The organism is Serratia sp. BNK-10 (assembly GCF_047456065.1).
In the GTDB taxonomy this organism is placed as follows: domain Bacteria; phylum Pseudomonadota; class Gammaproteobacteria; order Enterobacterales; family Enterobacteriaceae; genus Serratia; species Serratia ureilytica.
The window spans coordinates 2,135,403-2,159,633 of the sequence record NZ_CP179894.1 but is presented as its reverse complement, the minus strand read 5'-3'; the positions used below and the strand labels follow the sequence as shown (position 1 = coordinate 2,159,633).

The window sequence follows — 24,231 nt, the reverse complement described above, 5'->3', positions numbered from 1 at the left end:
TCTCAATTATCATCCGCGCATCTTTTTGACCAGCAATGCGAAAACCATGTCCGCCACCGCCTCTGCCCCGCACGCCGCGCTGTCGCGCCTTTACGCCACCCACCACGCCTGGTTGCAGGGATGGTTGCGTCGGCGGCTGGGCTGCGCTTTCGACGCGGACGATGTGGCGCAGGACACCTTTATGCGCCTGCTGAAAAGCGACGCCGCGGCGACCCTGCGCGAACCGAAAGATTTTCTGGTCACCGTCGCCAAGCGGGTGATGGTCGATCTGTTCCGCCGCAGAACGCTGGAGCGCGCCTATCTTGAGATGCTGGCGCTGATCCCGGAAGGCTACGCCCCGTCGCCGGAGCAGCGCCAGAGCCTGCTGGAAAGCCTGCAGCAGATCGACGCCATGCTCGACGGCCTGGGGCCGAAGGTAAAACAGGCCTTTCTGTTGTCGCAGCTCGAAGGCCTGGGCTATGCGGACATCGCCGCGCGCCTCGGCGTGTCGGTCAGTTCGGTTAAAAAATACATGGCCAAAGCCACCGAGCATTGCCTGCTGTTCAGCCTCGAAAACGACGTTTATTCATGAGCAACGCCATCACCCCCGAGCAGCGCCAGGCGCTGAAAATGGCCGCACACTGGTATGCCCTGCTGTGCGACGAGCACGTCACCGAACGCCAGCGCCAACAGTGGCAAGCCTGGCACCAGCAGCATGACGATCACCGCTGGGCCTGGCAGCGCGTCGAAGCGTTGCAGAGCCAGCTGCAGGGCGTGCCGGGCAAATTCAGCTATCGCGCGCTCGATCGCGCCGGCCGTCAATCGGCGATCGATCGCCGCACCCTGCTGAAAAGCCTGCTGCTGTTGCTCGGCGTGGGCGGCGGCGGCTTCTTCTACCGGTCGCCGCTCGGCCAGGAGCTGCGCGCCGACTACCGCACCGCCACCGGCGAAATCAAACCCATTGTGTTAAGCGACGGCACCCAGCTGGTGCTGAACACCGCCAGCGCGGTGGACGTGCATTACGACGATCGCCAACGGCTTATCCGCTTGCACGCCGGGGAAATCAGCCTGGTTACCGGACGCGATGCCCGGCCGCTGTGGGTGCAGAGCCCGCAAGGGGCGATGCGCGCGCTCGGCACCCGTTTTTTGGTGCGCGAGAGCGGCGGCGAAACGCGCCTGACGGTGCTGGAGCATGCAGTCGAAGCGCAGCTGGCGCAAGACGCGCAACAAAAGCGCCGGGTGAACGCCGGCGAACAGATAAGCTTCAGCGCGGCGGCCTTCAGCGATAAGCAACCGGCTACGGCGGAAGACGGCTGGCTGCACGGGGTGCTGAGCGTCAGCCAGTGGCGGCTGGACCGGGTGATCGCCGAACTGGCGCGCTATCGGCGCGGCCACCTGAGCTGCGATCCGGCCGTTGCCGGCCTGCGCGTCAGCGGCAGTTTCCCGCTCAACGATACCGATCGCGCCCTCGCCCTGCTCAGCCAGACGCTGCCGGTACGCCTGCAAAGCTTTACCCGCTATTGGTTGCAAATCGTCCCCGCCTGAATTTTTTAAATGAAAATGATAAAAAATCGCATTCTTGATTGTCCCTTTTGCTTTGCTCATCCGACTCCCAGGAAAACACTGCAGCAATAAATAAAAAATGATTCAGGAGAAGGTATGAACAACGCTTGGGGAAAGGTCGCTCCGGCTTCGCTTTGGGGAAAACGGGCCACGCCGCTGGCCGTGGCCATTGGCCTGGTCTTCGCTGCACCGCAGATGGCGAGCGCCGCCAGCGCCGCTGCCGCCTATCACATTCCGGCCGGTGAGCTGGACGGCGCGCTGAACGCTTTCGCCGCGCGCGCCGGCATCGCGCTCTCGGTGGACGGCGCACTGACCGCCGGTAAACGTTCGCCGGGCCTGAGCGGCAGCTACGGCGTCGATGACGGCCTGAACGCCCTACTGGCGGGCAGCGGCCTGCAGGCTAAAGCGCTCGGCAACAACGGCTACACGCTGGCCAAACTGCCGCAGCCGCAGAAAGAAGAGGACATCACCGTGGTCGGCGACTGGCTGGCGGAAGGCCGTCAGGCAGACGTGTTCGAACACCCCGGCGCGCGCGACGTAGTGCGCCGCGAAGACTTCGTCAAAACCGGCACCACCACCGTGCGTGAAGCGTTGAACCGCGTGCCGGGCGTGGTGGCCCCGGAAAACAACGGCACCGGCAGCCACGATATGGCGCTGAACTTCGGCATACGCGGCCTCAACCCGCGCCTCGCCAGCCGCTCCACCGTGCTGATGGACGGCATCCCGGTGCCCTTCGCCCCTTACGGCCAGCCGCAGCTGTCGCTGGCGCCGGTCTCGCTCGGCAATATGGATGCGATTGACGTGGTGCGCGGCGGCGGCGCGGTGCGCTATGGGCCGCAGAGCGTCGGCGGCGTCGTCAACTTCGTTACCCGCGCCATCCCGAAAACCTTCGGCCTGGAGGCCGGCATGCAGGGGCAGCTCAGCCCGACCTCGCGCCAGGATCACCCGAAAGGCACCGGCAACCTGATGATCGGCGGCACCGCCGACAACGGCTTCGGCGCGGCGCTGCTTTACTCCGGCACCCGCGGCAGCGACTGGCGCGAGCACAGCGCAACCAAGATAGACGACGTGATGCTGAAAAGCCGCTACGCCCCGAACGAGGTGCACACCTTCAACAGCCTGCTGCAATACTACGAAGGCGAAGCGAACATGCCGGGCGGCCTGAGCCGGGCGGACTACAACGCCAACCCGTTCCAGTCTACGCGCCCGTACGACAAGTTCTGGGGCCGCCGCCAGTTGGCGAACTTCGGCTACCAATATCAGCCTGATCAGCAGCACAAGTTCGACGTGCAGAGCTTCTACACCTACACCCTGCGCAGCGGCTATCTGGATCAGGGCAAGAACCTGACGCTGTCGCCGCGCGAATACTGGGTGCGCGGCGTAGAACCGCGCTACAGCCAGAGTTTCCGCTGGGGAGATTCCGCCCATGAGGTCGGCGTCGGCTACCGTTACGTCAGTGAATCCACCCATGAGCTGCGCTACACCAGCAAGGCCAGCACCGGCAGGCTGCCGTCCACCGCCAGCCCGTACGATCGCGACACCCAGTCCGGCACCGAGGCGCACGCCTTCTATCTCGACGATCGCATCGACATCGGCGACTGGACCATCACGCCGGGCATGCGCTACGAGTACATCAAGTCGTATCAGAACAACTACATCAAGAACAACCGCCTCGACGTCAGCTATAACGCGCCGCTGCCGGCGTTGAACGTGATGTATCACCTGAACGAATACTGGAACCTGTACGCCAACACTGAAGGCTCCTTCGGCACCGTGCAATACAGCCAGATGGGCAAGGCAGTCGACAGCGGCAAGATTGAACCGGAGAAGGCGCGCACCTGGGAACTGGGCACCCGCTACGCCGGTGATGCGCTGACCGGCGAGATCGGGCTGTTCCTGATCAACTTCAACAACCAGTACGATTCCAACCAGGTGACCGACAGCGTGACCGCGCGCGGCAAAACCCGCCACGCCGGGCTGGAAGGCAGTCTGCGTTACGATCTGTCGCAGCTGACGCCGAAACTGGACGACCTGACCGCCTACGCCAGCTACGCCTACGTCAACGCCACCATCCGCGAAGACGGCGGCTACAAGGGCAACCAGGTGCCGTTCTCGCCGAAGCATAAAGGCACCCTGGGGCTGGACTACACACCGGGCAACTGGGCGTTTAACCTTAACGGCGAGTTCCAATCCAGCCAGTTCGCCGACAACGCCAACACCGTGGCGGAAAGCGCCGACGGTAGCACCGGCCGCATTCCCGGCTATATGCTGTGGGGCGTGCGCGCCGCCTATGATTTCGGCCCGGAAATGGCCGGCCTGAATCTGGGCGTCGGCGTGAAAAACCTGTTCAACCACGAGTATTTCACCCGCGCCTATGATGACAACAACAAAGGTCTGTACATCGGCCAGCCGCGCACGATCTATCTGCAAGGTTCGGTGAAGTTCTGACCCTCAACGGCGGGCGCGGTTAACCGTGCCCGCCGCCTTTCCCGCCAACGTGACGACGTCACATAAAACCGTTCCTCCGCGCCGCCGCAGCGGCGAAAAATAAGTCGCTTCTGACGCCAATACGCGTAATATCGACGATCCGCCCCGATTTATGTGCGCGGATTTTTTGCCGTTATGGCCTGAAAAGCGAGGAAATAAATAAAATGAATCACAATGACCTTTCTCAGTGCCGCGTTGACACCGACCGTTTGTTGATTGCCCCCTTTACCGCAGCAGACGCCGACGATGTTTACCAGGCGATCACCCCCACGCTGACGCGCTTTATGACCTTTGAGCCGGAGGCGTCGCCGGAAGATTTCGCCAACGTTTGGCAAAGCTGGCTGCCGCTGATGCGCGAAGGCGAAGAAGTGATCTTCGTCGCCCGCCGGCGCGAAGACCGGCAGTTCGTCGGCGTCGGCGGCGCGCACAACCTGCGCAGCCCCACCCCGGAGCTGGGCATCTGGGTGAAAGAGAGCCTGCATGGCCAGGGCTACGGCCGCGAAATCGTGCAGGGCATCGCGCGCTGGGCCAGCGAGCGCTTTCAGCCGCCGCACTTTCTCTACCCGGTGGCCGAGCAGAATACCGCCAGCCGCCGCCTCGTCGAGTCGCTGGGCGGCGTGCTGGCCGGCAAGCGTGAAAACATCAAGTATGACGCCGTGGTCTACCACCTGCCGCCTCAGCGCTAATCAGCATCGGGCCGCTGGCCCGGTGTGACCTTTTTTCCTTTCCGCCGTGATAACCGCTGCCACTGCCTGCGGGTTTGTGCTAATGATAGAAGCATGTAGGGTAAAAACAGTTGAGGAACAGCAACATGATTATATTTGTTACCGGCGCCACCTCCGGTTTCGGCGAGGCGATCGCACGCCGTTTTATCCGTGAAGGCCACCAGGTGATCGCCGCCGGGCGCCGCCTTGAGCGTCTCGAAGCGCTGCAGGAAGAATTGGGGGAAGCGCTGCACATCGTGCGGCTCGACGTGTGCAACCGCGCCGCCATTCAGCAGGTGATAGAAGCGCTGCCGGCCGAGCTGCGCCAGATCGACGTGCTGGTGAACAACGCCGGGCTGGCGCTGGGGCTGGAGCCGGCGCACAAGGCCAACGCCGATGACTGGGAAACCATGATCGACACCAACGCCAAAGGGCTGGTGAACATGACACGCGCGCTGCTGCCCGCCATGGTCGAGCGCAACGTCGGCCACGTGATCAACATCGGTTCCACCGCCGCCAACTGGCCCTATGCCGGCGGCAACGTGTACGGCGCCACCAAGGCGTTCGTCAAGCAGTTCAGTCTGGGCCTACGCGCCGATCTGCACGGCACGCGCATCCGCGTGACCGATATCGAGCCGGGCCTGGTGGGCGGCACCGAATTCTCCAACGTGCGCTTCAAGGGCGATGACGGCAAGGTCAATAAAACCTACGAAGGCGCCGATGCGCTGACGCCGGAAGACATCGCCGAGTCGGTATTCTGGGTCGCCACGTTGCCGGCGCGCGTCAACATCAACACGCTGGAAATGATGCCGGTCAGCCAGTCCTTCGCCGGGCTGAACATCCACCGCGGCGCCTGAGCCCTGTCGGCGGGAGGCGACTCCCGCCGTGTTTCCTCAGGCCGCGCGCCAGCCGGAAACAATAATCAGCATGCCCGCCAGCGCCACCCCGGCGCCGACCCAATCCAGCGTAGACAGCTTCACGCCGTCCACCACTCGCAGCCACAGCAGCGCCGTCGCCACATACACGCCGCCATAGGCCGCGTAGACCCGCCCGCTGGCCGCAGGATGCAGCGTCAACAGCCAGACGAACAGCATCAGGCTCAAGGCCGCCGGCAGCAGCAGCCAGGCGCTGCCCTGCTTCTTGAGCCACAGGTAAGGCAGGAAACAGCCGATAATTTCAGCGAGCGCAGTGGCGAAAAACAACAGCGTAGTTTTTAACATCGGTCGCAGTTTTCTCTCGATAAAGTAAACGAATCGGCGCTTGGCTGGTGAATTCCAGGAGCGCGGTGGTATATTTGTCACCACGCCTGCGGGCGAGGTAACGCCAGTGCCGCCTTCATCAGGCGCACTCACTCATAAGGATGAAACGATGAAAACATTTTCGACCCAACGACTGCTGCGCGGGATGCTGCCGGTCGCCATGCTGGCCGTAATGGGCGCCTGGCAGGCGCCGGCGCTGGCCCTCTCTTGCGCTCAGGGCAGCACCTGCGTCACCGTCGATGGCAAAGGCAGCGGCGCGATGAGCACCGAAGAAGCGCGCCAGAGCAAAGAGCAGTGGAATGATACCAAATCCCTGCGCCACAAGGTTAACACCCGCGTCGAGAAAGAATTCGACAAGATCGATCGCGCGGCGGATGACGAAGATCGCTGCAACGACAGCAACAACGTCAACGCCTACTGGGAGCCGGACACCCGTAAATGTCTGGATCGCCAGACCGGGCGTCGGATTAATCCTTAATCCGCCTGCGGCGGGCGGGCAAGCGTGAAACCCGGCCGCCGTTGCTGCTATCCTGTTACAGGAAGTCCATTGTCTAAAAGGATGACGTGATGAAAAAAACGCTGATATTAACCGCTGTGTTGCTGGCCAGCGCGCCGATAGCGGCCCTGGCCTCCTGCGAAAGCGTGAAAGCGGACATTTCGCAAAAAATCGTCAATAACGGCGTACCGGAGTCCGGCTTCAAACTGGAGATCGTGCCAAACGATCAGGCCGATCAAGCGGGCGGCCAGGTGGTCGGCCACTGCGAAAACGACACCCAGAAGATCGTCTACACCCGCCTGAACAACGGCGACGATCGCGGTGATGCGGCGCAGACCGGCACCAGCCAGGATACCTCCAACACGCAGTAAGCCGCACCGGCTACCAGGGCGCTCTGCAACAGCGCCCGCTCCTTCTCTTCCTTACGCCTGTTCCGCCTCTTCCTCTTCGCCCTGCGGCCGACAACGCGCCGGGATCAGCATCGCCGCCGCCAGCGCCAGCAACGACACCAGCGCCGAAACCAGAAACACCCAATGCAGCGAAGCCGCCACTTGCTGGGTCAGCTGCGCCAACGCCTCGCTCCCCATGCTCTGGCGCACCGCCGGTTCCATCAGCCGCTGTACCGGATCGTCAATCTCCGGCAAACGCCACTGCAGGTTGAGATTCAGCGTCGCGCCCAAAATCGCGGTGCCGATGGCCGAGCCCACCATGCGGGTAAACACCGTACAGGCGGTGGCGATGCCGCGAATGCTGTAATGTGCCGCGTTCTGCACCGAAACCAGAAACGTGGTATTGCACAGCCCCATGCCGGCGCCGACCATAAACGCCGCCACCCGGCCCCACAGCAAGCCGCCCTCCGGCTGCAGCAGCAGCAAGATCAGGCCGCCCGCCACCAACAACAGCGCGCCCAGCAGCGCCGTGGCGCGGTACGAGGTCATCAGCATCAAGCGGCCGCTCAGCGTGCTGGCCAGCGGCCACCCGATCGACATCAGCGCCAGCGTGGTGCCCGCCTCCAGCGGCGAGCCCCCCATCACGCCCTGAATGAAGGTCGGCAGAAAGGCGCTGATGCCCATCATCGCCGCGCCGATCACCAGCCCGCCGATGTTACCGGCGACGATCACCCGGCTTTGCCACAGCGCCAACGGGAACAGCGGTTCGACCGCGCGCCGCTCCTGGCGGACAAGCAGCGCCAGCGCCGCTGCCGCCAGCGCAAACAGCGGCACCACCCACCAGCCCAAGCTTTCCATCTGCAACAGCGCCAGCAGCAGCGCCGAAACGAACAGCGTCAGCCAGGCGGTACCGGCTAGATCCAGCGCGTGCTGGCGCAATGGCTGATGCGCCGGCAGATAGCGCCAGAGGAAGAACATCGCCAACAGGCCGATCGGCAGGTTGACCCAGAACACCAACGCCCACGGCAAATGCTGCACGATAAACGCCCCCAACAGCGGGCCGATGATCGCCGACACGCCCCACACGCTCGACAGGTATCCCATCACCTTCGGCCGTTCGGTGGCGCTGTAGATATCGCCGATGATGGTGGAGGCGATCGGCATGATGGCGCCGGCGCCCAGCCCCTGCAGCAGACGAAAGGCGATCAGCCAATACATGTCGGGGGCGAAACCGCACAGTACCGATCCCAACAGGAACAGCGTGGCGCCGAAGAAGAACACCCGCTTGCGGCCGTAGAGATCCGCCAGCCGCCCGTAGATGGGAATGGTGATCGCCTGCGACAGCAAATAGACCGCGAACACCCAGCCCAGCAGCGAGAAACCGCCGAGATCGCCGATGATGGTCGGCATGGCGGTGGCGACGATGGTGGCTTCGATCGCCGACATGAACATCGCCAGCATGCAGGCGATCAGAATCAGCGGGCGGTGAGCGATGGGTGCGGGTGAAACGTTATTTGTCATGGCGTTATGCAGGTTTCCTGGCGTTTTTGTTTTCCCTGAGTATATCAGCAAGCGCCTGCACCGAGTCTATCCGCCCTCACATCCCGTCTTCGCCGACGGCGGATCGCACCATTTGGACTTGTTGTTACGGCGTAACGTTATGCGGCGGATTTTTTTCACTTTCCCCCCATCCCAGCGCTGACGCGGGCTGAGACGCCGATTGGCGCAAACTCAATCACCTGATTTTGTTCATAAAACTTGGCACGGTCAACGACAGGGTGCTATACCTTCCCTAGCCGGAGTCGTTGGGCTTCGTGCTTTCTCGGGTTTAAATATCAGTATTTTATGCTGATTAACTCACGTATTGAGCCTACGTTCAGCACGCTGTGCCGAACGCACCCTTCGCTCAATGTCGCTAACCTCATGCGAAACGCCCGTTTTGTACCGCCACGCCCGCCGGGCCGTGGGTAACAATCAGAGCGGAATGCGCCGTCTCGTCGGCCGCTCCGCGCAACGGAGGACGCAACATCATGCACAAGTCAGCGCCATACCGGCGCCTGCTCCTCGGGAGCCTGTTGTTTATCGCCGTCATCGCACTGCTGGTTTACGGCATCGGTTGGGACACCCTCAAGTCGCGCCGGGAAGATTTGATCTACCTCGGCCAGCAACACATGTTCCTGGTGGCCTGCTCCATGCTGCTGTCGCTGCTGGTCGGCATTCCCAGCGGTATCTTGCTGAGCCGCCCTTTCGCCCGCCGCTGGGCGGAACACGTGATGCAAATCTTCAACGTCGGCAACACCCTGCCGCCGCTGGCGGTGCTGGCGCTGGCGATGGTGATCATCGGCATCGGCGATCGGCCGGCGGTGGTGGCGCTGTTCCTCGCCTCGCTGCTGCCCATCGTGCGCAATACCTATGCCGGCCTGCGTTCGGTGCCGCCGGCGCTGGTCGAGGCCGCCAACGGTATTGGCATGACCGCCGGGCAGCGGCTGCGCCAGGTCGAACTCCCTAACGCGCTGCCGGTGATCTTTGCCGGGATACGCATCGCGATGGCGATTAACGTCGGCACCGCGCCGCTGGCGTTTTTGATTGGCGCCAGCAGCTACGGCGAGCTGATTTTCCCCGGCATCTACCTGAACGACTTCCCGACGCTGATCCTCGGCGCCGCCGCCACCGCGCTGATCGCCCTGCTGCTCGATCTGGCGCTGGCCGGTCTCGGCCGCCGGCTCAGCCCGCACACCGCATCCTGATGGGAGAAACGCGATGACTCGATGGTTACAACGCCTCCGCCACGCGCTGCTGTTCTCCTTGCTGATGACCGGCGCGGCCGCCTGGGCCGCCCCGCTGACGCTGGCGAGCAAGAACTTTACCGAACAGCGCATTCTGTCGGCGATCACCGTGCAATACCTGCGGGCCAAAGGTTTTCAGGTCGAACCCAAGACCAACCTGGCCACGGTGATCACCCGCAACGCCATGATCAACAAGCAGATCGACATGACCTGGGAATACACCGGCACCTCGTTGATCATCTTTAATCACATCAATAAGCGCATGTCGCCGCAGGAAACCTACGACACGGTGAAAAAGCTCGACGCCAAACTCGGCCTGGTGTGGCTGCAGCCGGCGGACATGAACAACACCTACGCCTTCGCCATGCAGCGCCGGCGCGCGGAAAAAGAGCAGATCCGCACGATGTCGCAGCTGGTGGCCAAAGTGGAACAGGTGCGTAAAACGGACCCTAAACACAACTGGCTGCTGGGGTTGGATCTGGAGTTCGCCGGCCGCTCGGACGGCCTGAAACCGATGCAGGCGCTGTACGACATGCCGCTCGATCGCCCGCAAATCCGCCAGATGGACCCCGGCCTGGTCTACAACGCCATCCGCGACGGCTTCGTCGACGCCGGGCTGGTGTACACCACCGACGGCCGGGTGAAAGGGTTCGATCTGCAGGTGCTGGAAGACGACAAAGGCTATTTCCCGAGCTACGCGGTCACGCCGGTAGTACGCGCCGACGTATTGCAAAACACGCCGGGGCTGGAAGAGGCGCTGAACACGCTGTCGAAACAGTTCAATAACCAGGTGATCACCGAGCTTAACGCCAGGGTGGATATCGACTATCAGACGCCGCAACAGGTCGCCGACGCGTTTCTCAAGCAGCGCGGCCTGATTTAAGGAGGCATGATGAATACCTTACTCTACGCCTGGCAAAACTGGGCCTATATCGCCGGGTTGACGCTGGAACACCTGCTGCTGGTCGGCGTCGCCGTGGGTCTGGCGATCCTGTTCGGCGTGCCGCTTGGCGTGCTGATCGTCCGCCACAAATGGCTGGCGACGCCGGTGCTGAGCCTGGCCACGCTGGTGCTGACCGTGCCCTCCATCGCCCTGTTCGGGCTAATGATCCCGCTGTTTTCATTGATTGGCCACGGCATCGGCTACGTGCCGGCGATCACCGCGGTGTTCCTCTACTCGCTGCTGCCGATCGTGCGCAATACCCACACCGCGCTCGACAATCTGCCCGGCGGGCTGCGCGAAGCCGGCCGCGGCATCGGCATGACGTTCTGGCAACGCCTGCGCTGGGTGGAAATCCCGGTGGCGCTGCCGGTGATTTTCGGCGGCATCCGCACCGCCGTGGTGATGAATATCGGCGTGATGGCGATCGCCGCGGTGATCGGCGCCGGCGGCCTCGGCCTGCTGCTGCTCAACGGTATCAGCAGCAGTGACATTCGCCAGTTGATTACCGGCGCCGTGATGATCAGCCTGCTGGCGATCGTCCTCGATTGGTTATTGCACCGCTTGCAAATTGCGCTAACGCCCAAGGGGATCCGCTCATGATTAAATTGGAAAATCTGACCAAACAGTTCATGCAAAAGAACGGCACGCCGTTCAACGCCGTCGACAACATCAATCTGGACGTGCCGGAAGGTGAAATCTGCGTGCTGCTCGGCCCTTCCGGCTGCGGCAAAACCACCACGCTGAAGATGATCAACCGCCTGATCGAACCCACCGGCGGCACCATTCTGATCAACGGCGAAGACACCAGCGCGCTGGATACCGTCAGCCTGCGCCGTAAAATCGGCTACGTCATCCAACAGATTGGTCTGTTCCCCAACATGACCATCGAGGAGAACATCACCGTGGTGCCGCGCATGCTGGGCTGGGACAAAAAACGCTGCCACGCCCGCGCCGCGGAGCTGATGAGCATGGTGGCGCTGGATCCCAAACGCTTTTTGCACCGCTACCCGAAAGAGATGTCGGGCGGGCAGCAACAGCGCATCGGCGTGATCCGCGCGCTGGCGGCCGATCCGCCGGTGCTGCTGATGGATGAACCCTTCGGCGCGGTGGATCCGATCAACCGCGAAACCATCCAGAACGAGTTTCTCGACATGCAGCGCCAGCTGAAAAAGACCGTGATGCTGGTCAGCCACGACATCGACGAAGCGCTGAAGCTCGGCGATCGCATCGCGGTGTTCCGCCAGGGCAAAATCGTGCAGAACGCCAGTGCCGATGAGCTGCTGGCACGGCCGGCGAACGAGTTCGTCGCCTCCTTTGTCGGCCAGGATCGCACGCTGAAGCGCCTGCTGCTGGTGCAGGCCGGCGACGTGGCAGGCCAACAAGAGACGGTGACGGTGCGCCGGGAAACGCCGCTGGTGGAGGCGTTCGGGCTGATGGACGATATCGACGCCCGTTCAGTGACGGTAGTGGACGCCGACGGCAAGCCGCTGGGCTACGTCAAACGCCGTGAGGCGCGCGGCGCGCCGGGGGTGTGCGCCGACAGCCTGCACCGTTTCCGCGTCACCGCCCGCGCGGAAGAGAACCTGCGCGTGGTGCTGTCGAAGCTGTACGAACACAACACTTCCTGGATGCCGATCGTCGATGAAGACGGCCGCTACAGCGGCGAAATCTCGCAGGATTATATCGCCGACTACCTCAGTTCCGGCCGCACGCGCCGGGTGTTGACGCCGCAATAACCCACGCCGGGGCGCTCGCCGCCCCGCCCATGCCGCAGTTTGCTAAAGATTCACTGGTCATCGGCCGGAGCGCCAAGCACAATGCGCTGATGACCCTTTGATTTTTCTCACGACGCCGCCCACGCATGAAAAGATTGGTCCACCTGCACCACTATCGCGCCCTGCTGCGCAGCCTGTTTATCGCCGTGTTTATCGGCGTCGCCGCCGCCCTGGCGGTGTGGCTGTTTCACCGTTCGATGATTGGCCTCGAGTGGCTGCTGCTCGGCAATGCCGACGGCAGCCTGGTAGCCGCCGCCGCCGCGCTGCCCGGCTGGCGACGCGCGCTGACGCCCGCGCTGGGCGGTCTGGCGGCGGGCCTGCTGCTGTACATTCACCAGCGCTACCGCCACCAGCGCCCGGCGGCGCCCACCGACTATATGGAAGCGATTGAGACCGGCAACGGCAAGCTGGATACCGGCGCCAGCCTGGTGAAGTGTCTGGCGTCGCTGCTGGTGGTGTCGAGCGGCAGCGCCATCGGCCGCGAAGGCGCGATGATCCTGCTGGCGGCGCTGGTGGGATCGCTCTTCGCCCAGCGCTTTACGCACGAGAAAGAATGGAAACTGTGGGTGGCCTGCGCCGCCGCCGCCGGGATGGCCAGCGCTTACCATGCGCCGTTGGCGGGCAGCCTGTTTATCGCCGAGATCCTGTTCGGCACCCTGATGCTGGTCTCGCTCGGGCCGGTGGTGATCGCCGCAGTGAGCGCCCTGCTGATGACCAACCTGCTCAACGGCGGCCAGGCGCCGCTCTATCTGGTGACGCCGCTCGCCGCCCCCTTGCCGACGCAATACCTGCTGATGGCGCTGGTCGGTGTGGTGGCCGGCGCCGGCGGGCCGCTGTTTTTGTGGTTGATGACCGCCACCGGCCGTGCCTTCCGATCGCTGCGCCTGAAGCCGCCGTTGCAGCTGGCGTTGGGTGGCCTGATCGTCGGGCTGCTTTCGCTGCTGTTTCCGCAGGTGTGGGGCAATGGCTACAGCGTGGTGCAGGCGCTGCTGATCGCGCCGCCGGGGGTGTTGCTGCTGGGCGCGATCCTGGTGTGTAAACTGTTGGCGATCCTCGCCAGCAGCGGCTCGGGCGCGCCCGGCGGGGTCTTCACCCCGACGCTGTTCGTCGGCGCCGCGCTCGGATCGATAATCGGTCAGCTGTTCGGCCTGTGGCCGGGCATGGATGCGGCGGTGCCGCTGCTGCTGGCGCTGACCGGCATGGCCACCCTGCTGGCCGCCACCACCCATGCGCCGATCATGGCGGCGCTGATGGTGTTTGAAATGACCGGCGAATACGCGCTGCTGCCCGGCATTCTGCTCGCCTGCGTGATCGCCACCACCGTGTCACGCGGCCTGCGGCCGATCTCGGTGTACCACACGGCGCCGCTGCCCAAACGCGAGGCTTAGAACTCACCCTGCTGCAATATTTTCCTGAACTGCGGGCACTGCAGGTGCTCGGGTTCAGGGCAATCGACCATGTGCCGCAGCCCGTCGCGCACCTGTATCAGGCGCAGGATATGGCGATCCAACTCATCCGCCCGCGCCGCCAGCAACACGCGATCGAGCGCGATTTTGCCCCGTTCGTCAAACAAGGCGCTCATCTCATCCAACGTAAAACCGGCCAGGCGCGCGAGGGCGATCAACCGCAGTTGATCGAGCACCCCGGCGGCGTATTGACGGCGCAAACCGTGGCGGCCTATTGACGCGATCAGCCCCTTTTTCTCGTAATGCCGCAGCGCAGAAGGCGCGACTCCGCTCAGGCGCGCCACCGCGCCGATATCCAGTTCTTTTGCCATTGACTTGAAGCCGACTTTAAGTTGCACACTGTGCGCACCTTATCACGTCACTGAACCAAGGACACCCCTATGACCCCCGATTTGTTATTACGCATTCTGTTAACCGGCGCCGGCGCCATCCTCTGCATGGATTTGTGGGCGTTGCTGCTGAAGCGGCGCTTCGGCATCCCTTCCCTCGATTACGCGCTGGTGGGCCGCTGGTTTCTCGGCATGTTCGACGGCCGCTGGTTTCACGCCACCATCGTCACGGCGCCGCCGCGCCAGGGTGAGAGAAAAATCGGCTGGATACTGCACTACGCCATCGGCTTGGCGTTCGCCTTTATCCCGCTCGGTTTGGCGGGCATCGAGTGGTATGCGGCGCCGGAACCGCGCATCGCGCTGTTGAGCGGCTGGCTGAGCCTGGCGGCGCCGTTTCTGGTGATGCAGCCCGCGCTGGGCTTTGGCGTGGCGGCGGCGAAAACCGCCAATCCGCGCAGAGCGCGGCTCCTCAGCCTGCTCACCCACACGGTGTATGGGCTGGGCCTGCTGATCGCCGCCCGATTGTTGGCGACGTTCTGCGCCTGAATGGGCTACAGCAACGTGGAAATATCGAGGTAATGCGCCAGTTCGCGCTGCTCCGCGCGCGGCAGATACGGAATTTCACCCAGCAGCGGCGCGGAAATGCGCTGCTGCAGCGCCGTGATGGTTTCGGCATAGTGTGCCAACCCCGGATTGATGCGGTTGGCCACCCAGCCCAGCAGCGGCAGGCCGTCGTTGATGATCGACTGCGCGGTCAGCAGCGCGTGGCTGACGCAGCCCAGCTTGATACCCACCACCAACACCACCGGCAGCTGCTCCTGCACCACCCATTCGGCGTACGGCCGCAGATCGTTCATCAGCACGCGCCAGCCGCCGCTGCCCTCTACCACCACCGTATCGGCTTTGGCGGACAGATCGCGCAGGCCGCTGCTCATCAGGCCGTAGTTGATGTCCTCGGTGGCATGCGCATGAAACACCTCATCCAGACAGGTGATGGGATTGATCTCCTCATAGCACAACGGCAAGGTGGAAGATGCCTGCAACACCAAAGCGTCTTTATTGCGGATGCCCTCGCTGGTTTCCTGGCAGCGCGCGGCGATCGGCTTGTAGCCCGCGACCGAGCGGCCATCGGCGGCCAGCGCCTGCATCAACCCGCGGGAAACCACGGTTTTACCGACGTCGGTATCCGTGCCTGTCACAAATAAACGCTTCAACATGAATAAAATGCCCCAGAATGCCCCGTTAACAATGTATCGCCGCACCGGCGGCGAAGAAGTCTTGCGGAAAAATTCTAGGGGATGCCGCCACGTAGGGGCTTGAGGTAGCTCAATCTTTTGCGGGATTAATAAGAAGTTCTGATGTTAGCCTTGCAGCAGCTGCACCAGCAATGAACCGTTATACAGCGCCTCTTTCACCAGCGCTGCGCCGGGCATGGTGCCCTGATTGAAGAACTGCGTGGATTCAACCTTGACCTGCTCGCTGTAGGCCGGCAGCGCCTGCTGGCGAATGCAGGAGGCGATGGCCGGGTGCAGGATCTCCGCCGCGCGGTTGAGCGGCGAACCCACCAGGATCTTCTCCGGATTGAACAGGTTGACCATGATAGCCAGAATGCGCCCCACGCTGTGGCCGACGCCGAGGATGATGTCCCGCGCCAGTTGATCGCCCGCCAGCGCGGCGTCGCACAGCGATTCAACGGTCAGCGGCGCGCCGTGCAGGCTGGAGCTCATCGAGCCGCTCAGCCGCTGCTGGGCGATCTCCAGCATGTTCTCGATGCTGGCCACGGTCTCGAGGCAGCCGTGGTTGCCGCAGTAGCAGCGTTTGCCGTAAGGATCGACCTGGGTGTGGCCGATCTCCACCACGCTGTGGCTGCCGGCATGCAGCACGTGGCCGCCGGTGATCACGCCGGCGCCGACGTTGTGGTCGATCACCACCTGAATCACGTTCTGGCTGCCGCGCGAGGCGCCGTACAACGCCTCGGCCATGGTCCAGGCGCTGATGTCGTGTTGCAAATAGACGGGCAGACCGGTCCGGGTTTCCAGCGCCGGGCCGAGCGGCATCTCCAGCACGTCGTAAAACGGCATGCGGTGCACCACGCCGGACTGCACGTCGATAATACCCGGCAGCGTAATGGCGATCGCCGTCAACCGTTCCAGCTTGCTTTGGTGGCGAATAAAGAATTGATCGACTTCGGTCAGGATGCGTTTCAGCAGCGGTTCGGGATCTTCGGCCGCCAGCGGCAGCAGCTCTTCCACCACCAGTTTGCTGCTCAGATCGCGCAGCGCCAGCGTGATGCTGCCGCGGCTGATGCGGGCGGACAGGTAGTGCCAGGCCTCGGTGTCCAGCACCAGCCCCACCGCCGGGCGGCCCCGGCTGCCGATTTCCTGGTACTCGGTTTCCTTGACCAGATGGGCTTCCAGCAGTTCGCGCACGATCTTGGTGATGCTGGCGGGCGCCAGCTGTGCGCGTTTTGACAGTTCGATGCGCGAAATCGGGCCCAGTTGATCGATTAGCCGATAAACCGCCCCCGCATTGGTCTGTTTGATTTGATCAATATGCCCAGGCTGCCCAACCGCAATCACAAACCGGCTCCTACTATTTTTCGCGCTTCTAAATAAAGACTAGGGGTTATGGTGGGGCTTTTGTCATACAGCGTCAACTATTTGATTCGTTATGTGATTTGCTGCACAAATTCCTCGCAATTTCAGCGCGAATTGATTTTTATTTGCCCAACCTCAACGTCATTTCAGCATCAACGCCATCAGCGCCTGCGCCGCGGCGGTCAGCGGCCGTCGGCGGTGATGCACCAGCCACACTTCGGTCGTGGCGTCCGGCTCCGCCAGCGGCAAATAACGCACGCCGTCCACCCGCACCCGGGCGAAAGATGCCGGCAGAATCGAGACCCCCAATCCGGCGGAGACCAAACCGATGATGGTCATCGCTTCCCCCACTTCCTGAGTGATATACGGGGTAATGCCGGCCTTGCCGAGCAGCAGCAGAATTTCGTCATACAGCGCCGTGCCCACTTCGCGCGAGAAGAACACGAACGGCTCCTGCGCCAGATGTTGAAAACGCAGCGCGCCGCCGGGCGTTTCCGCCAGCGGATGCCCCTCCGGCACCACCGCCACCAGCGGTTCACGCAGCAGCAGCTGATAGTGCAGCGCTTCCGGCAGCCGCGTGTTGCGCATTACCCCCAGATCCAGCTCACCGTTCAGCAGCGGTTCGATCTGCTGTTTGGTGTTGATTTCGCGCATCTTGATGTGCACCTGCGGAGAATGCTGACGGAAAGCGCGCAGGCTGCGCGCCACCACGCCGATAAACGGTGCGGAAGAGGTAAAGCCGATGGTCATTTCCCCCAGTTCGCCGCGATCCAGGCGCGCCGCCTTTTCCGCCGCGCGGCCGACCTGATCGAGCACCTGATAGGCTTCTTTGAGGAACATCTCCCCGGCCTGCGTCAAGCTGACGTTGCGATTGTTGCGCGCCAGCAGCCGCGCGCCGACCATATCCTCCAGCGCCTGGATTTGCTGGCTGAGCGGCGGCTGGGAGATACGCAGCCGCTCCGCGGCGCGGCCAAAATGCAGCTCTTCCGCCACGGCGATAAAGTAACGCAGATGTCTTAACTCGATATTCATATTTGAAAAGTCTTAATTGTAATTATTAATATATTAGACAAAAAAATCGCCGCTCCCTATCATTTTGTTATCTGCAAAGTGTCTGTTTATCTCCCCGAAGTTCGGTAAGGAAACGCTGTGACAACCCCTGTGCGTTCTGCGGCCGTGATGCCGTCGACGCTGGCCGCCAACGATGACGCGGCCGCTGCGCCAAAAGTAAAACGCTCCACCCTCAACAACAAACTCCCCTATATCGAACGCGGCACACCGCAGTTTATGCGCGTAACGCTGGCGCTGTTTTCCGCCGGTCTGGCGACCTTCGCGTTGCTTTACTGCGTGCAGCCGATCCTGCCGGTGCTGTCGCAAGATTTCGGCGTCTCGCCGGCCGAAAGCAGCCTGTCGCTCTCGGTCTCTACCGGCCTGCTGGCGATCGGCCTGATGTTCACCGGGCCGCTGTCCGACGCCATCGGCCGCAAGTCGGTGATGGTGGTGGCGCTGTTGCTGGCGGCAGTCTGCACGCTGATTTGCGCCTTTATGACCAGCTGGCACGGCATTTTGCTGATGCGCGCGTTGATCGGCCTGTCGCTGAGCGGCGTGGCGGCGGTCGGCATGACCTATCTCAGCGAAGAGATCCATCCCAGCTTCGTCGCCTTCTCGATGGGGTTGTACATCAGCGGCAATTCGATCGGCGGCATGAGCGGCCGCCTGGTGACCGGGGTGTTGACCGACTTCTTCTCCTGGCGCGTCTCGCTCGGGGTCATCGGTCTGTTCGCCCTCGCCGCCGCCTTCATGTTCTGGCGCATCCTGCCCGCTTCGCGGCATTTTCGCGCCAGCTCGCTGCGCCCCCGCACGCTGCTGATCAACTTCAAACTGCATTGGCACGATAAGGGGCTGCCGCTGCTGTTCGCGGAAGGCTTTCTGCTGATGGGCAGCTTCGTCACCCTGTTCAACTACATCGGTTATCGCCTGCTGGCGGATCCTTATCATCTGAGCCAGGCGATCGTCGGCCTGCTGTCGGTGGTCTACCTCACCGGTTCCTACAGCTCGCCCAAGGCAGGGGCGCTCACCTCGCGCTTCGGGCGCGGCCCGGTGCTGCTGGCGTCGATCGTGATTATGCTGATCGGGATTCTGATTACCGCGTTGCCGCAGGTGCCAGCGATCTTTATCGGCATGATGCTGTTCACCGCCGGTTTCTTCGCCGCCCACTCGGTGGCCAGCAGCTGGATTGGCCGCCGTGCGCGCCGCGCCAAAGGCCAGGCGTCGTCGCTGTATCTGTTCTGTTATTACGTCGGCTCGAGCGTGGCCGGGACCCTCGGCGGCGTGTTCTGGCACAGTTTCGGCTGGAATGGCGTGGCGGCGTTCATCAGCCTGATGCTGTTGCTGGCGCTGCTGGTGGTGCATTACCTGAAGCGCCTGCCGGAAGCGGCGCGCCTGTGAATACTGTGAATAAAAAAGCCGCGGTGGAATACCGCGGCTCGCTATGCCAATGCCGGTGATTATTGACCGGTTTTCCAGCGGCTACGCAGGTACTCCACGGCCTTATCCGTTTGCGGCTCGGTCAGATAACGTTGCCGGAACAGGATGGTTCCCCCCATCCCCGGCAAGCTCTCGTTGAGATCCAACTGCCTTTTCAGCTCGGGAACGCCGCCGTCGACGGTCCATGCCGGTTCGCTCGCCGATGGCGTGCCTACTTTATACAGCGCCACCCCGGCATAAAGCCGAACCGGCGTGTCTTTCACCACCTCGGCCCACCAGTTGGCCAGCACGTCGTAGCGAACTATTTCACGATCGAAAGGCCAGTACAGCTGCGGTGCGATGTAGTCGAGCAGCCCCAGTTTGACCCACTGGCGCGTATCGGCATAGGCCGCATCGTACGATGGCGCGCCGGCCTGAGTCGCCGAGCCGGCGGGATCGTCCGCTTTGTTTCGCCAGACGCCCGCCGGGCTGACGCCAAACGCGACAGCGGGCTTCAGCGCCCTGACGGTGGCTGAAACCTGTTTTATCAATTGCAGCGTGTTGTCTCTTCGCCAACTGGCCTTGTCTGCAAACCCTTTGCCGTATTCGCGATACGTCTTTTCATCATCCAGCGGCGATTGCGGCGTCTCATAATAGAAATAATCGTCAAATTGAATGCCGTCGACGTCATAGTTTTTGACGACTTCGGCCACCACGCCGGTGATCCAGTTGCGCACATCGGGTAAGCCAGGATCGAGCGCAAAGCGGTCGTTGGCCGTACGTATCCAGTCGGGATGCAGCGCATAGACGCTGGCCGGCGGAGACTGCAGCGTTTGATTAAGGGCATCAATCGTTTGCTGCCGGGTATTCATGGAAACCCGATAAGGATTCAGCCAGGCATGTACTTTGATGCCGCGCCGGTGCGCTTCTTTCAGCATAAAGGCCAGCGGATCGTAACCCGGATCCTGGCCCACGGTGCCGGTCAATACCTCCGACCAGGGCAAGATGTCAGAACGCCACAGGGCCGTTCCGTCCGGTTTAACCTGAAAATACACCGTGTTAATCCCGGTTTTCACCATGTCGTCCAGTGCGTCCGTCAGCGCCTGCTGCTGCAGGCGAATTCGCTCTGGTGCGGTTTCCGCTTTCAGGGAGGCCGCCGGCGGCCAGTCCAGCCCCATGACGGTGGCCAGCCAGATGCCCCGCATCGGTGTGACCGGCGGTGCAGGCTGCGGAGGCTTTTCCGGCTCAGGGGGTTTGGCGCATCCGCTCACGCCCAGCATGGCGGCCATCAACAGCCATCCGCCTAATTTTGTTGCGCCTGTCGGCATAAATGTTCTCCTTCCGTGAGTGACGGTTATCCCATGTCGTATCGTGCAGAGCAAGAAACCGCCCGCTTTCTCAACGCTATCCCGCGACCGGCGTCGCCCTTTCTGACGACGCCGGTACTTGTCCCATTACCAGCTCAGCCCCGTCCCGCGAGGGAACGCCACCTTGCCCGTATTGGTTTCCTCATCGTAGTCATGCCAGGTGTTGACCGGCAGTTTGCCGTGCGGTGTGATTTTCCCCGTCAGCACCTGTGCCAGAGATATCATCGAGGGACCGCGCCATACGCCGCTGTCATACCCGTAGTAAGAATAGGTGGCGACGGCTGCATCCACGTCTGCGGCATAGTTCACGATATCGTAAGGCGCGCGCAATGAGAGGTGAACGCGTTTTTTCCCCTGCTCGGCGGCGTATTTCAACCAGCCCGGGTAAGGGCTGCTGTCATTACCCGATCCGGTGGCAGCGGTAACGACGCCATCCTGCTCGGCAGGCGTAAAGCGGGTCGAAAGCGTGCCGAGCAGGAACACGTCGCAATCGGCAATATGCGCCCTGATTTGGGCATCGCTCAGTTCCGTTTCCTTCGCGGCAACGACGTTCTGGTAGCCCTCCTGCGCCATCACGTTAGCGATGCCTTTGGCCTGCTCACCCCACGGGGTCAGGATAAAATAGCGCAGCGCCTTGTCTTTCAACGGCAGCAGGCTGTGGCGGTTAATGACCACGGTAATGGAGCGATCGGCGATGCGTTTTTCCAGCTTATGCGCTGAGGACGAAACGCTGCTGGAACAAGGGGCCTCGCGATGCCCCATCAGGTGATGGCGTAATTTGAGGCGCAAAATGCGCTCGACCGAAGCATCGATATCGGCCTCGTTGAGATGCCCTGTTTTCACCCGGTCCGCGAGGTAACGAATCAGGTCCGGCAGCAGGTTAGCCTGGGCCGGCGAAGCGATGCTGACAGGCATCAGGGCGATATCCACCCCGGCGGCAAAGACGTTTTCAGCCGCCCCTTGCTGGCTGAAATGCTCGGCAATCGCACCCATATCCAGCGCATCTGAAATCGTTACGCCGGCATAACCCAGCTCATCGCGCAGGATGCGGGTCTGAATTTCATGCGACATGGTGGCCGGCACCGTGATTTTTTCGCCGCTGCGGGTGTCGATCTGGCGGTTATCCAGCGCGGGGTACTGAATATGCGCGGTCATGACCATGTCCGGCGCCGCACAGCGGTCAATGGCCTGTTTGTAAGGCGCGATATCGATGGCAAACGCCTCTTCCCGCGTACGGTCGACGCGCGGCAAACCGGTATGCGAGTCGGTGGAGGTGCTGCCATGGCCAGGGAAGTGTTTGTAAGCGGTGATAAGCCCTTGCTGCTTCATCCCCGCCACCATTTTCTCGGCCAGGTGGGAAACGGCGTTCTTATCATCGCTGAAGGCGCGAACGTTAATCACCGGGTTGAACGGGTTGGTGTTGACGTCCACAACCGGTGCAAAGTTGGTATTGATATGCAACGCGCGCATATCCTGGGCCATCAGTTTGCCCTGTTCAACGGCGAGCTGTTTATCCGCGCCGCCCTCAATCGCCGCGGCGAGCGCCATATTGCCGGGGAATGAGGCATAGTCGCCGCGCGGCAGCCGGAAAACGTTACCGCCCTCGTTATCCGTGCCAATGAACAGGCGGATGCCGGCGTGGGTTTTCATCTCGGCATACCAGGACGTTAACGTATTGATCTGCTGCTTATCTTTCAGATTATTGGCAAACAGGATCACCCCGCCCACATGGTTATCGGTGATCAGCTTGCCAATGGCTTCATCGGGAACGGTCATATCCTGATTGCTGCTACCGTTCCGATCCCAGTAGCGAAAATCCAGCATGATTTTTTGCCCGATCTTCTCTTCCAGCGTCATGTTTTTGACTTTCTGTTTAATATCCACAGTAAACCTCCTGTTAAAGCACCCGTTAATGACAGAAGAAAAGATAACCCCAAGGGCTCATAGCGTCCTGCCATTCTGTTTGTTCCAGCGTTTGGACAACGGCAAACGGGAAATGGATTAAACAGAAGACAAACGAACAGGAAAAAATCCATCAATGAATCAAAACCATAAGAAGAGCAGGTTTATTTTCGACAATCACACTTGCCCGCATGCGTAGCAGACGAGCGAGAGAATTCCCCCGCCGCCCGCCCTATTTCCCCCTGGTAAGCCGGGCGGGCAGTTAAGCCGAGTATTGCCCCATTGCCGATGTTGCCCCCAGCCTGTTACTCTCCTATAGTATGTTGTAACTAAAACAGGGGCATATGATGAGCAAATACGATGTGATTGGCCGGATGAACGCCTGCTTTGCCGAACTGGAGCAAGCCCTCGGCGCATTGCAGCAGCAGATAACCCCGCTGCGGCTGCTGGCGGCGCGGGTGTTTAGCCTGCCGGAGGTAGAAAAAGGCCAGGAACATCAGGCCATTTCGCATATCGCGGTCGAGCAGCATGTGGGGCAAGCGGCGCGCGATCTGGCGCTGGAACACTATCAGCGGCTCTTCATCCACCATAACCGTGAGAATGTCAGCAGCAAGGCCGCCGTGCGCCTGCCCGGCGTCATCTGTCTGGCGGTGGAGCAAGCGGAGTATCAGGCGCTGCAGGCGCAGCTGGCGCTGATCAACCGCCTGAAGGGCGAACTGGAGCAGATTATCACCGTCGATTCCGGCCTGGCGCCGGAGCAGCGTTTCGAATTCGTGCACACCCATTTGCACGGGCTGATTACCCTCAGCGCCTACCGCACCCTCACCGCCCTGACCAATCCCGACTCGGTGCGCTTCGGCTGGGCCAACAAGCACATCATCAAAAACGTCAAACGGGACGACATCCTGGCACAGCTGGAGAAAAGCCTGAAAGCCGGCCGCGCGGTGCCGCCGCACAGCCGTGAACAGTGGGCCGCCCTGGTCAGCCGCGAGATAGACGATGTCAGCCGCCTGCCGCAGCATGCGACGTTGAAAATCAAGCGGCCGGTAAAAGTGCAGCCGATCGCCCGCGTGTGGTATCAGCAGCAGCAAAAACAAGTGCAACATCCCTGCCCGCTGCCGCTGATCGCCCTGTGTCAGGTTGAAAGCGGCGCTGCGGTGCCGAAGATCGGCGAACTGCTCAACTACGACGCCGACGCAGTGAAGCATCGCTACAAACCCGACGCCAGGCCGCTGCGGCTGCTGGTGCCGCGTCTGCATCTGTATACCGACGGCACTACTCGCTGAGGGCATATACCCGCAGGCGATGGCCGTCCGGATCCCGCGCCACAAAGGTGTAGCCGAATTCCATTTCGGTTGGCGTTTGCTCGATAGGCAGCCCGAGCTCGCGCCACTGGTTATAGCGCGCCTCCACCTCTTGCGGATCCTGGCATAAAAAGCCCAGTTCACCGCCGCCGCCGGTCAGCGTGGCGGCGGGTTTTACCCCCTGTTTGGCCCACATCCCGAGCTTGAAGCCGTTGTTGAGCACGAACAGGGCAAAGCCGGGAGAAAGCTCTACCGGCGCCTGCCCCAGCAGGCGTTGATAAAAGGCGGCGCTGTTGAGCGGGTTATCGACGTAAAGCAGGGTCATGCTGGGAAGGGTCATCGGTCTGTCCTCTGGGTGATGGGAACCGGTTGGTTCCCGATAGGCACAGACTAAAGGAGGCGACTGACAGTTTATGGCA

The 24,231-nt window shown here is 62.0% G+C and carries 24 protein-coding genes; 15 read left to right on the top strand and 9 right to left on the bottom strand.

Features of this window, described 5'->3' with window-relative positions:
• Window positions 1-46: 46 nt before the first annotated feature.
• The 5 genes from fecI to ydfG all read left to right on the top strand — a co-directional run bounded on the left by fecI (window position 47) and on the right by ydfG (window position 5,590).
• Complete coding sequence (gene fecI, locus ACMGG9_RS10700) at window positions 47-571, top strand: ferric citrate uptake sigma factor FecI (protein WP_033650469.1); 525 nt, start codon at window positions 47-49, stop codon at window positions 569-571.
• Window positions 568-1,524: a ferric citrate uptake sigma factor regulator FecR gene (gene fecR, locus ACMGG9_RS10695; protein WP_042784431.1), complete on the top strand. Its 957-nt coding sequence runs from the start codon at window positions 568-570 to the stop codon at window positions 1,522-1,524. Before fecI ends, fecR begins: the two co-directional genes overlap by 4 nt.
• Before the next feature lie 213 nt (window positions 1,525-1,737).
• Window positions 1,738-3,990 carry a TonB-dependent Fe(3+) dicitrate receptor FecA gene (gene fecA / locus ACMGG9_RS10690; protein ID WP_315970454.1) on the top strand — a complete coding sequence of 751 codons (2,253 nt, stop codon included), beginning with the start codon at window positions 1,738-1,740 and terminating at the stop codon, window positions 3,988-3,990.
• Window positions 3,991-4,193: 203 nt separating this feature from the next.
• Window positions 4,194-4,715, top strand: coding sequence for a GNAT family N-acetyltransferase (locus ACMGG9_RS10685; RefSeq protein ID WP_033650472.1), 522 nt, complete (start codon window positions 4,194-4,196; stop codon window positions 4,713-4,715).
• Window positions 4,716-4,840: 125 nt separating this feature from the next.
• A complete protein-coding gene (ydfG, locus tag ACMGG9_RS10680; protein WP_147880553.1) occupies window positions 4,841-5,590 on the top strand; it encodes a bifunctional NADP-dependent 3-hydroxy acid dehydrogenase/3-hydroxypropionate dehydrogenase YdfG in 750 nt (249 codons plus the stop codon).
• A 36-nt stretch (window positions 5,591-5,626) separates the two neighbouring features.
• Here ydfG and ACMGG9_RS10675 read toward each other — a convergent pair whose 3' ends face one another.
• Window positions 5,627-5,953 carry a YnfA family protein gene (locus ACMGG9_RS10675; RefSeq protein ID WP_033650474.1) on the bottom strand — a complete coding sequence of 109 codons (327 nt, stop codon included), beginning with the start codon at window positions 5,951-5,953 and terminating at the stop codon, window positions 5,627-5,629.
• Between the two features lie 148 nt (window positions 5,954-6,101).
• Here ACMGG9_RS10675 and ACMGG9_RS10670 point away from each other — a divergent pair, with 148 nt between their 5' ends.
• Together ACMGG9_RS10670 and ACMGG9_RS10665 are read left to right on the top strand one after the other, a co-directional pair.
• Window positions 6,102-6,470 carry a DUF1283 family protein gene (locus tag ACMGG9_RS10670; RefSeq protein ID WP_089191705.1) on the top strand — a complete coding sequence of 123 codons (369 nt, stop codon included), beginning with the start codon at window positions 6,102-6,104 and terminating at the stop codon, window positions 6,468-6,470.
• A gap of 89 nt (window positions 6,471-6,559) precedes the next feature.
• Window positions 6,560-6,859 carry a DUF1161 domain-containing protein gene (locus ACMGG9_RS10665; RefSeq protein ID WP_392738178.1) on the top strand — a complete coding sequence of 100 codons (300 nt, stop codon included), beginning with the start codon at window positions 6,560-6,562 and terminating at the stop codon, window positions 6,857-6,859.
• A 51-nt stretch (window positions 6,860-6,910) separates the two neighbouring features.
• Here ACMGG9_RS10665 and ACMGG9_RS10660 read toward each other — a convergent pair whose 3' ends face one another.
• Window positions 6,911-8,398, bottom strand: coding sequence for an MDR family MFS transporter (locus tag ACMGG9_RS10660; protein ID WP_197781783.1), 1,488 nt, complete (start codon window positions 8,396-8,398; stop codon window positions 6,911-6,913).
• A gap of 509 nt (window positions 8,399-8,907) precedes the next feature.
• Between ACMGG9_RS10660 and ACMGG9_RS10655 the strand changes: the two genes are divergently transcribed.
• The 5 genes from ACMGG9_RS10655 (at window position 8,908) to clcB (ending at window position 13,769) form a co-directional block, all read left to right on the top strand.
• Complete coding sequence (locus ACMGG9_RS10655; RefSeq protein WP_033642986.1) at window positions 8,908-9,624, top strand: ABC transporter permease; 717 nt, start codon at window positions 8,908-8,910, stop codon at window positions 9,622-9,624.
• 64 nt (window positions 9,625-9,688) lie between these two features.
• The gene (locus ACMGG9_RS10650) at window positions 9,689-10,546 is read left to right on the top strand and encodes a glycine betaine ABC transporter substrate-binding protein (protein ID WP_229705511.1); all 858 of its coding nucleotides are present in this window, start codon (window positions 9,689-9,691) and stop codon (window positions 10,544-10,546) included.
• A gap of 9 nt (window positions 10,547-10,555) precedes the next feature.
• A complete protein-coding gene (osmW, locus tag ACMGG9_RS10645; protein ID WP_197666562.1) occupies window positions 10,556-11,206 on the top strand; it encodes an osmoprotectant ABC transporter permease OsmW in 651 nt (216 codons plus the stop codon).
• Window positions 11,203-12,342 (top strand): osmoprotectant ABC transporter ATP-binding protein OsmV, encoded by a 1,140-nt coding sequence (gene osmV / locus ACMGG9_RS10640; protein WP_197666537.1) that lies wholly within the window; start codon window positions 11,203-11,205, stop codon window positions 12,340-12,342. The genes osmW and osmV overlap by 4 nt, the downstream gene beginning before the upstream one ends.
• Window positions 12,343-12,467: 125 nt before the next feature.
• Window positions 12,468-13,769: a voltage-gated ClC-type chloride channel ClcB gene (gene clcB, locus ACMGG9_RS10635; RefSeq protein ID WP_414162154.1), complete on the top strand. Its 1,302-nt coding sequence runs from the start codon at window positions 12,468-12,470 to the stop codon at window positions 13,767-13,769.
• Here the strand turns inward: clcB and ACMGG9_RS10630 are convergent.
• Window positions 13,766-14,158 (bottom strand): helix-turn-helix domain-containing protein, encoded by a 393-nt coding sequence (locus tag ACMGG9_RS10630; RefSeq protein ID WP_414162271.1) that lies wholly within the window; start codon window positions 14,156-14,158, stop codon window positions 13,766-13,768. The genes clcB and ACMGG9_RS10630 overlap by 4 nt on opposite strands.
• Before the next feature lie 69 nt (window positions 14,159-14,227).
• On the opposite strand from ACMGG9_RS10630, the gene ACMGG9_RS10625 reads away from it, so the two are divergent.
• Complete coding sequence (locus ACMGG9_RS10625) at window positions 14,228-14,722, top strand: DUF2938 family protein (RefSeq protein ID WP_414162153.1); 495 nt, start codon at window positions 14,228-14,230, stop codon at window positions 14,720-14,722.
• Window positions 14,723-14,727: 5 nt separating this feature from the next.
• On the opposite strand, the gene bioD is transcribed toward ACMGG9_RS10625, so the two are convergent.
• The 3 genes from bioD to ACMGG9_RS10610 form a co-directional block, all read right to left on the bottom strand.
• Window positions 14,728-15,393 carry a dethiobiotin synthase gene (gene bioD / locus ACMGG9_RS10620; RefSeq protein WP_033642979.1) on the bottom strand — a complete coding sequence of 222 codons (666 nt, stop codon included), beginning with the start codon at window positions 15,391-15,393 and terminating at the stop codon, window positions 14,728-14,730.
• Between the two features lie 144 nt (window positions 15,394-15,537).
• Window positions 15,538-16,755 carry an ROK family transcriptional regulator gene (locus ACMGG9_RS10615; protein WP_033642978.1) on the bottom strand — a complete coding sequence of 406 codons (1,218 nt, stop codon included), beginning with the start codon at window positions 16,753-16,755 and terminating at the stop codon, window positions 15,538-15,540.
• A gap of 159 nt (window positions 16,756-16,914) precedes the next feature.
• A complete protein-coding gene (locus ACMGG9_RS10610; protein ID WP_033650481.1) occupies window positions 16,915-17,805 on the bottom strand; it encodes a LysR substrate-binding domain-containing protein in 891 nt (296 codons plus the stop codon).
• Between the two features lie 147 nt (window positions 17,806-17,952).
• On the opposite strand from ACMGG9_RS10610, the gene ACMGG9_RS10605 reads away from it, so the two are divergent.
• Complete coding sequence (locus ACMGG9_RS10605) at window positions 17,953-19,221, top strand: MFS transporter (protein WP_169539675.1); 1,269 nt, start codon at window positions 17,953-17,955, stop codon at window positions 19,219-19,221.
• A gap of 59 nt (window positions 19,222-19,280) precedes the next feature.
• Here ACMGG9_RS10605 and ACMGG9_RS10600 read toward each other — a convergent pair whose 3' ends face one another.
• Entirely contained in the window at window positions 19,281-20,567 is a 1,287-nt protein-coding gene (locus ACMGG9_RS10600) for a glycoside hydrolase family 10 protein (protein ID WP_164057981.1), read from the bottom strand.
• A 126-nt stretch (window positions 20,568-20,693) separates the two neighbouring features.
• Window positions 20,694-22,490 carry a glycoside hydrolase family 3 protein gene (locus ACMGG9_RS10595; RefSeq protein ID WP_414162152.1) on the bottom strand — a complete coding sequence of 599 codons (1,797 nt, stop codon included), beginning with the start codon at window positions 22,488-22,490 and terminating at the stop codon, window positions 20,694-20,696.
• A 365-nt stretch (window positions 22,491-22,855) separates the two neighbouring features.
• Here ACMGG9_RS10595 and tus point away from each other — a divergent pair, with 365 nt between their 5' ends.
• Window positions 22,856-23,794: a DNA replication terminus site-binding protein gene (gene tus, locus ACMGG9_RS10590; protein WP_042784423.1), complete on the top strand. Its 939-nt coding sequence runs from the start codon at window positions 22,856-22,858 to the stop codon at window positions 23,792-23,794.
• On the opposite strand, the gene ACMGG9_RS10585 is transcribed toward tus, so the two are convergent.
• Window positions 23,784-24,152: a VOC family protein gene (locus ACMGG9_RS10585; RefSeq protein ID WP_028128189.1), complete on the bottom strand. Its 369-nt coding sequence runs from the start codon at window positions 24,150-24,152 to the stop codon at window positions 23,784-23,786. The two genes, tus and ACMGG9_RS10585, sit on opposite strands and share 11 nt — an antisense overlap.
• Between the last annotated feature and the right edge of the window lie 79 nt (window positions 24,153-24,231).